This is a genomic window from Rhodoluna sp. (genome assembly GCF_044232805.1).
Classification (GTDB): domain Bacteria; phylum Actinomycetota; class Actinomycetes; order Actinomycetales; family Microbacteriaceae; genus Rhodoluna.
In genome coordinates, this window is record NZ_JBIILG010000055.1 from 1 (window position 1) to 4,783 (window position 4,783).

A 4,783-nucleotide genomic window follows, 5' to 3' on the forward strand; every position below is an offset into this window, starting at 1 on the left:
TGGATCGAGACTCGTGAGCTCTTCAACAGCCGATCTAATCTGATCGGCTTCACGAGATCTAGCTTCTAGCTGGGTAGTGATTTCGGCAAGTCTGGTCGCGGCCTGCTTCCAGTTTGCATAAACAGCTTTGTACTCGGTCAATACTTTTGCAAGCTGCTCGCCTGCGAATTGATCCAAAGCTTCACGTTGGGCAACTGCGGAGCGCAGTCTTATCTGATCGGACTGACCGTGAACAACTACAAGTTGTTCACCAATTTCGGCCAAGATTCCAACCGGCACCGATTTACCCGAAAGTGCGGCCCGTGATCTTCCCTCCGCTGATACCGAGCGGTTCACTAAAAGCTCTGAATCTTCTAGTTCGATACCTAGCTCGCGAATTCTTGTGACCACCGAGTCGGCGAGCAGCCACCTGCCTTCGACGAAAGCTTGTTCTTGACCCTTACGAATGGCTGAGGAGTCGCTTCTTTCTCCAAGTAGCAAACCAAGGGCGTTTAGCACCATGGTTTTTCCGGCACCGGTTTCACCAGTGAGGACGGTGAGTCCTGGTCCAAACTCCAGCTTGGCTTCGCTAATGACCCCGAGGTCGCGAATGAGAATCTCTTCAATCACGAGCTAATCCTTTTTTGAATCCGGTCCGCGCCAACCTTCAACCGGTAAGGAGAATTTCTTTACCAATCGGTTTGTGAAAGGTCCTTGATTGAGTCTTGCAAGCTTCACCGATTTGTCGGACTTTCTAACTTCCACTCTCGCACCTGCTGGCAAATCGGTAGTTCTTCGGCCATCGCACCACAGCACACCGTGTCCCGGAGATCGCTGCAGTACTTCAACAGCTAGTAGTGAACCCGGGCTGATAACCAGTGGTCTTGCAAACAATGCATGCGCGCTTAGTGGAACAAGTAACAGTGCATCAACTGATGGCCAAACGACTGGTCCACCTGCAGAAAATGCGTAAGCCGTGGAGCCGGTAGGTGTGGAAATCACGATGCCATCGCAACCAAAACTTGATAGCGGCCTGCTATCTATTTCAACAACAACCTCTAGCATCTTTTCGCGAGCGCTCTTTTCAACCGCCGCTTCGTTTAGGGCCCAGGTGCGGTATACCTCTTTACCGTCGAGCAAAACCGAAACATCCAGAGTTATGCGCTCTTTAACCAAGTAGTCACGGTTAGCAACTCGCTCGATGGTTGAGCCAATCTCGTTTTTTTCACTTTCGGCTAAGAAGCCAACGTGGCCCAGGTTTATGCCCAGAAGTGGGGTCTGAGATTCCCGAACGATTTCGGCAGCTTTCAAGATGGTGCCGTCCCCGCCAAGAACTACCGTGAGCTCAAGCTCTGCTTCTTGACAATCAGATCCAAGTTCAAGAACCCGTTCCATGGTTTTTGCTGCTTCACCGGTAGCAAACTTTTTGGTTTCGGTAAGTTGTTCTTTGGTCATTACTGGCGTGATTCCAGCAGCCAGTAATGCTGTGGCCGACTCTAGGGTGGCAACAATTGCTTCATCCCTAGCGGTATGGGAAACCAGCAGGACAAGACGTTTTTTGCTCATTTTCCCTCCCTGGCCAATTTCTCGATTCTCTCAGTCCATATTGACTGATTTGGGCGCTCGGAACTAGCAACCCAGATTAGATACTCGATGTTCCCGTGGGTGCCAGGTAGCTCCGAACGCTCCAATCCAAGCACCCCAAGATCTAACTCGTTACAACAATCCACAACCTGCTTGATGGCCTGGGCCCTAAGCCTGTGATCCGACACTATTCCAGAGGCCGATAGTGACTGCTTACCCACCTCAAACTGGGGCTTTATAAGTAGTACAAAATCAGCAGTTGGCGCCACCTTTACTAGAGCCGGTAGCACCAATGTGACCGATATAAAGGAAAGATCCGCTACCACCAGCTGGAACTCCAGATCGGCAACCCCGGTCAACTCGCGAAGCTCAGTCATCGTTACCTCGCGGGCGTTGATTCCTTCAAAAGAGAGCACTCTTGGGTTTGTAAGTAGCTCCGGTGCTAGCTGATCATGACCTACGTCAATTGCTACAACTCGGCTCGCTCCATGCCGAAGTAAAACATCGGTAAAGCCCCCCGTGGAGGCTCCAACATCCAGCGCGCACTTGCCCACTACGTCTATTTCTGCGAATTTATCGAGCGCTCCCTTGAGCTTGAGACCCGCTCTCGAGACATACTCGTCTGCGGCGACGACAGTTATCTGCGCTTCGATATCAACTAACTGACTAGGTTTGGTGAGTTCACGTTCGCCAATAAAGACCCTATGGGCTTTAACTAGGTCAGCTGCGTGACCTCTGGATCTTGCAAGCCCGATGTTTACAAGGTGCGAATCGATTCGAAGATTACTCAGTTTATTGTGGCCTGTTGTCAGAAATCATGGCTTCGAGCTTGGCCCTGATGGCCTCGAAAGCTGCTGGTTGCTCGGCAAGCGGCAATTCACGGGCGCTGGAAATCTCAACAGCGAGTTCATCCAATAGATCTGACATGATTACCTTTCTTCTATGACTAGCTTATTCGTATAGAGCTTGCTCTACATCGAGGGTATGAATTGGCTGGCCACTATCCCAGATGGTCAAACACGCGCACTTCAAAGCCTCCAAAGACTTTGGGTCTCCGAAGCTGACAAGAACCTTCTGACCCAGAAGCTCCACCTCAGTGCTACCTAACTTGTAGCCACGCTTGGTTTTTACAGGCGCCTGGTAGCTACCGAGTAAATCCTTTAAAGTTCCAAGAATAAATGTCGGTCTAAAGTCAGCTTTGGCAGCCAACAATTCTTTGCGGGTAGTAACCCCGGTCATCACAAGAGCCGAACCGATACCTGCTCGGTTGGCGCCCAATACATCGGTATCTAGCCGATCTCCGATGTATACCGCGCTTGATGCTCCAAACTGCGCCAGTGCTGTTTCAAAGATTGCTTTCTCGGGTTTACCGGCAACAACCGGTAGCTGACCCACTGCGGTGTGAACCGCAGAAACCAATGTGCCATTTCCTGGTGCAAGGCCCTCTTCTCTTGGAATGGTCCAGTCTTGGTTTGTAGCTACCCACTTAGCGCCCTGTTGGATTGCATAACTAGCCTCGGCTAAGTGTTTCCAGCCAACTGATGGATCAAAGCCTTGAATAACGGCAGCTGGTGAATCTTTACTTGATTCGACTATTTGGAATCCAGCAAGTGAAACATTTGAGCGCAGTCCCTCGCCACCGACTACCAGAACTTTTGATCCTGCAGGAACAATCTGTTTTAGTAAACCCGCTCCAGCTTGCGCGGAAGTGATGACATCATCGACTCTTAGCTCTAAACCAAAAGATCGAAGCTGCTCGGCAATTGCCTCGCTGGTCCTAGAAGCGTTGTTGGTTATGTATCCAACTTGGATTCCTTTTGCTTGAATGGCAGAAATCGATTCGATTGCATCAACAATTGCGCGGCCACCTTCATAGATCACTCCGTCGAGGTCCAGAAGTAGCGTTTCGAATTTGTCCAGAATTTTAGCGACCACGAGGAGCGCCTCGTCTTTCGCCGCCTGGGTTATCAAATCCCCTGCGGGGTTTACCAGAGTCTCGGCTACCAGAACTGGCTCGGCCATAAGGTTTTCTTGGTTCATCATCGGATGAAGTCCTGGCTGGGCGATCGGCCAACTTTGGAATTTCAATCTCTTCAATGATTTCTAGAACATCTTCTGGCTTGCCAGCAAGTGCAACTTCTGCACGCTGAGCCAAATCAAACCACTTCCTGGCATCTTCTTTGCGACCTAGTAGCTCAAGAGTGTCGGCATATGCGCGAAATAGTGGTGGCGAGTACGAGAAAACTTTGGCCGGGTTAAGTTCTGGGATTTCTAGCTCCGCTAGGGCAAGTTCGTTCTCGCCAAGGTCCAATCTCGCTCCGCTAGTAACGATTGCCAGGTTCACTCGAACAGCCGGCGTTAGCTTTTTTCGGTCAACCTCGCGGGCCATTTTTAGGGCACGATCTGGTCTATTCATGCCGCGTTCTGAATCAACAATCAAGGGAATCTGATCATTTGATGCGGAAATTCTTCTGTGCGCGAGGAGCTCTCGAAGTGCAAGGGTGTAATCACCAACGGTATACGCCGTTACTCCAACGGTTTCTCTGACAATCGCAATTCGGCCAGCTCTTCGGGCTGCCGCCAAGGCATGCTTATGGGCAAGTTCTGGATCTTGGTCAATTAGGAGATTTACCATCGCAAGATGTCTTGCAACCATCTCGGCGTTTTCTGGAGTAAGAGTTTTCAGTTGCACCCGAACCCCAAGATCAACATCATCAGGAGTTATAGCATCTGGAATTACAGGCGACTTCTCGCGATTTGGGTCGCGGGTTCTCTCAACTAGTTGCTGCCAGTCAGGTCGTTCTGATTCTGGCTCTTGACGCTCTGCGCGACCTGATGGTCTCGCGCGAACTGGACGCGAGGAATCTCGCCGTGGCTTACGGTCTCGATCTTCGCTCATATGCAACTTGTCCTTAAATGAAGATGGTCACCAACATACATTGGTGACCATCTCCTAATCTAAGTCCGGCGGTGTCCTACTCTCCCACAAGGTCACCCTTGCAGTACCATCGGCGCAGGAGGTCTTAGCTTCCGGGTTCGGAATGTTACCGGGCGTTTCCCCTCCGCTATGGCCGCCGAAACACTATTGAGTTATGTTTCATTGACACACGAAAGTGTGTTGTTTGGTTCCCATACCTCGGGAACCACATAGTGGACGCAAGCAAAAAAATTGTTATCAAGTAGTTGGCTTATTAGTACCGGTCAGCTCCATGGGTCTTTA

Annotated in this window: 6 protein-coding genes and 1 rRNA gene; all 7 read right to left on the reverse strand. The window is 50.5% G+C overall.

Annotated features, from left to right (window positions below; translation table 11 throughout):
- Positions 1 to 609: AAA family ATPase (locus tag AC9UES_RS06205; RefSeq protein WP_509527716.1), on the reverse strand; the 609-nt coding region annotated here is incomplete at its 3' end.
- Between the two features lie 3 nt (positions 610 to 612).
- On the reverse strand, positions 613 to 1,545 hold the full coding sequence (locus tag AC9UES_RS06210; protein ID WP_509527718.1) for an NAD kinase: 933 nt from the start codon (positions 1,543 to 1,545) through the stop codon (positions 613 to 615).
- A complete protein-coding gene (locus tag AC9UES_RS06215; protein ID WP_509527726.1) occupies positions 1,542 to 2,375 on the reverse strand; it encodes a TlyA family RNA methyltransferase in 834 nt (277 codons plus the stop codon). Before AC9UES_RS06215 ends, AC9UES_RS06210 begins: the two co-directional genes overlap by 4 nt.
- Positions 2,356 to 2,490 carry a hypothetical protein gene (locus tag AC9UES_RS06220; RefSeq protein WP_509527720.1) on the reverse strand — a complete coding sequence of 45 codons (135 nt, stop codon included), beginning with the start codon at positions 2,488 to 2,490 and terminating at the stop codon, positions 2,356 to 2,358. The genes AC9UES_RS06215 and AC9UES_RS06220 overlap by 20 nt, the downstream gene beginning before the upstream one ends.
- Positions 2,491 to 2,514: 24 nt before the next feature.
- Positions 2,515 to 3,585 carry an HAD-IIA family hydrolase gene (locus tag AC9UES_RS06225; protein ID WP_509527722.1) on the reverse strand — a complete coding sequence of 357 codons (1,071 nt, stop codon included), beginning with the start codon at positions 3,583 to 3,585 and terminating at the stop codon, positions 2,515 to 2,517.
- Positions 3,488 to 4,462, reverse strand: a complete 975-nt coding sequence (locus AC9UES_RS06230) for a hypothetical protein (RefSeq protein ID WP_509527724.1) — start codon at positions 4,460 to 4,462, stop codon at positions 3,488 to 3,490. The genes AC9UES_RS06225 and AC9UES_RS06230 overlap by 98 nt, the downstream gene beginning before the upstream one ends.
- Positions 4,463 to 4,525: 63 nt before the next feature.
- Positions 4,526 to 4,642, reverse strand: a 5S ribosomal RNA gene (gene rrf, locus AC9UES_RS06235).
- Positions 4,643 to 4,783 lie beyond the last annotated feature (141 nt).